3 protein-coding genes are annotated in these 3,591 nt (G+C 72.1%); 1 reads left to right on the forward strand and 2 read right to left on the reverse strand.

The window, feature by feature from the left end; genetic code table 11:
* Positions 1-13: 13 nt before the first annotated feature.
* Positions 14-847, reverse strand: a complete 834-nt coding sequence (locus Q1K57_RS08130; RefSeq protein ID WP_300080780.1) for a helix-hairpin-helix domain-containing protein — start codon at positions 845-847, stop codon at positions 14-16.
* 164 nt (positions 848-1,011) lie between these two features.
* Here Q1K57_RS08130 and Q1K57_RS08135 point away from each other — a divergent pair, with 164 nt between their 5' ends.
* Positions 1,012-1,992 carry an endonuclease/exonuclease/phosphatase family protein gene (locus tag Q1K57_RS08135; RefSeq protein ID WP_300080782.1) on the forward strand — a complete coding sequence of 327 codons (981 nt, stop codon included), beginning with the start codon at positions 1,012-1,014 and terminating at the stop codon, positions 1,990-1,992.
* A 5-nt stretch (positions 1,993-1,997) separates the two neighbouring features.
* Here Q1K57_RS08135 and Q1K57_RS08140 read toward each other — a convergent pair.
* The coding region (locus tag Q1K57_RS08140; RefSeq protein WP_300080784.1) for a class I tRNA ligase family protein at positions 1,998-3,591 on the reverse strand (1,594 nt) is incomplete at its 5' end.

The following is a 3,591-nucleotide window of genomic DNA, read 5'->3' on the forward strand; positions in this document are numbered from 1 at the left end:
CAGGTCCGCCGGCTCAGACACGGACGTGCGGCGCGATCCGCTCGAAGGTCTTCGGCCCGATGCCGTCGACCTCCTGCAACTCCTCGATGCGCGAGAACCGCTGGTGCTCGTCGCGCCACGCGATGATCGCCGCCGCCGTCAACGGCCCCACCCCGGGCAGTGTCTCCAACTGGGCGGCGCTGGCGGTGTTCAGGTCGATCAACCCGGACGCCGCGCCGCCTGCCCCGCCGCCCGCAGCGCCGGCTTCCCCGCGCACCTCACCGCCCGGGTCAGCCGCGTCGCCGACGACGATCTGCGCGCCGTCTGCGACGACCGCCGCCAGGTTGAGCTCCCCGGGCCGGGCGGTTTCGGTCAACCCGCCCGCCGCCGCCAGCGCGTCTTCCACGCGTGCCCCGACCGGCAGGCTCACCACCCCCGGCGATAAGACCGCACCGAGCACGTGGACACGCATCGTCGGCGTCGGCGTGGGTGAGGGTTGCGGCGCGGCGGACTCCAGAACGGGGGTGGGCTCGGCCCGGGCGACCGGCACCGTCCGCGCGCCGAACACCATCCACGCCGCCCAGATCACCCCGATCAGCCCCACCACGCCCAGCACCGCCACGTGCTCGCGCCCGAACCGCATGAGCCTGGCCCGAGCCGATCCCTCGGTGGCCGCGTCGCGCCCGGCGGTCGCGCTGGCCGAGCCTGCGGACCTGTCGGTTTCGACGGGTTCGGCCGGCGGCGGGGCCAGCCCAGCCGGACCGGTCGAGACCCGCCCGGTGTCAACCGGCTCAACCGGCACGGTCGGACTCGGCACCGATCTCACCCCCGACAGCTCACCCAACAGCGCGTCCAGGCGCGCGCGCACGACGTCACTCATCACGGGGGCACGGGCGGAACGGGTCTGCACGCCCTCACATTGGCCCTCGAGGGCCCGAATCCGTCACGCGCGAGGAATCTGTGGAAAGAACCTGGAGTTGTCCACAGCCACGCGACGACCGGCCCCGCGTGCGCGCGACCTACAGTGAACCCGTGACGCCTGCCCGATTCCTCAGTGCTCTGCTGGCCGGCGCCTGTGCCGTTCCGGCGGCGCTGTTGACCGTCCTCGGACTCTGGCCACCGCTCCAGTTCACCCATCGCGTGCTGGCGATGGCCGGTGCGTTCATCCCCTACGGCCTGGTGCTGTGGGTGCTGGCTGGGCTGGCCGTCCTGGCCGCGGCCCGCAATCGCTGGCGCCTCCTGGCCCTCCCCTGCGCACTCGGTCTCGCCCTGCATCTCGCCTGGGCCGGCGTCTACCTGCCCGGCACCCCGCCCCCGGCATCGGCGTCCACGCTGCGCATCGCGGCCTTGAACACGCTGTACGGCAAGTCGGACGCCGGCATCGCTGCGGCGAGGCTCGCAGAAGCGGATCCAGATGTGATCGTCCTGCTCGAGGCCAGCGCGCCGTTCGTCGACACGCCGGCCATGGCCGCGCTCCTCGCGCGTTACCCCCACAGGGTCGGGCGGACCGCCCCCGGTTGGTCCGCGGTGGGCTACGAGGATGCCTCGGCCACGCTCGTCGCCTCCCGCCGCCCCCTGACCGAACTCGCCCGGTTGGACAGCGGCTTCGACCAGTTCGCCGTCCGCACGACCACGGTGGACGGGCGGGAAATCACGCTCCTCGCCGTACACCCGATGAACATGGTCCAAGGCACGGATCTGTGGCGGTCCGAAGCCGAGACGGTTGCGGCCGCCGTCCAGGACCACCGCGACGAGCCCCTCGTCGTCATCGGCGACCTCAACGCCACCCGCGAGAACGCCACCTACCCGATCATGGCGGCCGGCCTGACCGACGCGGCTCTCCAGTCCGGAGCCGGGTGGCGTCCGACGTTCGACGGCAACCTCGCCCTTCCACCGCTCATCGCCATCGACCATGCCCTGGTCAACGACCGGGTCGTCGCGTCCAGGCTCGGCACGTTCGCCGTCCCGGGAACAGACCACCAGGGCATCGTCGTCGACGTCTCCCTCGTCTGAGGGCCTCAGGCCGGGACGATGCTAACCATCTTCGGCGCCCGCACGATGACCTTCGCCACCGAGCGGCCGTCCAGCGCACGCTGCACGCCGGCGTCGGCCAAGGCGGCGGCCTCGGCGTCGGCGTCCGAGATGTCGGGCGGGACGCTCAGCTTGGCGCGCACCTTGCCTTGCACCTGCACCACCATCGTCACGGAATCGCGCACGAGCAGCGCCGGGTCGGCGTCCGGCCACGACGACCGGGCGACCGAGGGCTCCTGGCCCAGCAGCTCCCACATTTCCTCGCCCAGGTACGGCGCGACCAGGCTGAGCGCCTGCGCCACGAACTCGGCCGCCTCGCGCACCGCCGGATCGGCCGGGCCGCAGCCCGTGTCGATGGCCTTGCGGGTGGCGTTGACGAGCTCCATGATGCGGGCGACGACGACGTTGTACCGCTGCGACTCCACCGCCTCCGTGATCTCGGCGATCGAGCGATGGGTCTGTTGCCGCATCGCCACGTCCCCGGACGCCGCGTCGGCCCCCACGGCCGAGGTCACGTCGGCCGCCAGCCGGTAGGCGCGCTGCAGGAACTTGCCCGTCGAGCTCGGCGACATGGCCGCCCAGTCGATGTCGTCCTCCGGCGGGCCGGCGAAGACGATCGCCGTCCGGATGGTGTCCACGCCGTGGAGGTCGATCTGCTCGCCCAGGTCGACGCCGTTGCCCAGCGACTTGCTCATCGCCTTGCCGGCGTTGATGACCTGGCCCTGGTTCAGCAGGCGCGTAAACGGCTCGGTGAAGTCGATCAGGCCGGCGTCGTGGAGCACCTTGGTGAAGAACCGGCTGTACAGCAGGTGGAGGATGGCGTGCTCGACGCCGCCCACGTACTGGTCGACCGGCGCCCAGCGGCGCGTGGCCGCCACGTCGAACGCCGCTGCCTCGTCGTTGGGCGAGCAGTAGCGGAAGTAGTACCAGGACGAGTCGACGAACGTGTCCATGGTGTCGGTGTCCCGCTCGGCGGGGCCGCCGCAGGTCGGGCAGACCACCTCGCGCCACGCGCGTGCCGCCTCGGACGCCAGCGGGCTGGTCCCCTTCGGGGCCAGATCGGCGCCCCGCAGGTCGGGCAGGCGGACGGGCAGGTCGGCGTCCGGCACGGGCACCTCACCGCACGCCGGGCAGTGGATGATCGGGATCGGGCAGCCCCAGAACCGCTGGCGGCTCAGCAGCCAGTCGCGCAGGCGGTAGGTGACCGCCGCCTCTCCCGTGCGGTCGGCCTCCAGCTTGGCGTTCATGCGCGCCACGCCTGCGGCCTTGTCGGCCAAGCCGTCGAGCAGGGCGGAGTTCACATACGTGCCGTCGCCCGGCGTTGCGACTCCACTGACGGCCGGGTCGGCGTCGCCGGTATCGATGACCATGCGCACGTCCAGCCCGAAGGCCTTCGCGAAGTCGAGGTCACGCTGGTCGTGGGCGGGCACCGCCATGATGGCGCCCGTGCCGTAGTCGGCCAGCACGTAGTCGGCGATCCAGATGGGCAGCGGCTCGTCGTTGACCGGGTTGATCGCGTACCGGCCACTGAAGACGCCCGTCTTCGGCCGGTCGGTGGCCTGCCGTTCGATCTCGGAGGCG

It is taken from the genome of Propioniciclava sp., from assembly GCF_029977985.1.
In the GTDB taxonomy this organism is placed as follows: domain Bacteria; phylum Actinomycetota; class Actinomycetes; order Propionibacteriales; family Propionibacteriaceae; genus Propioniciclava.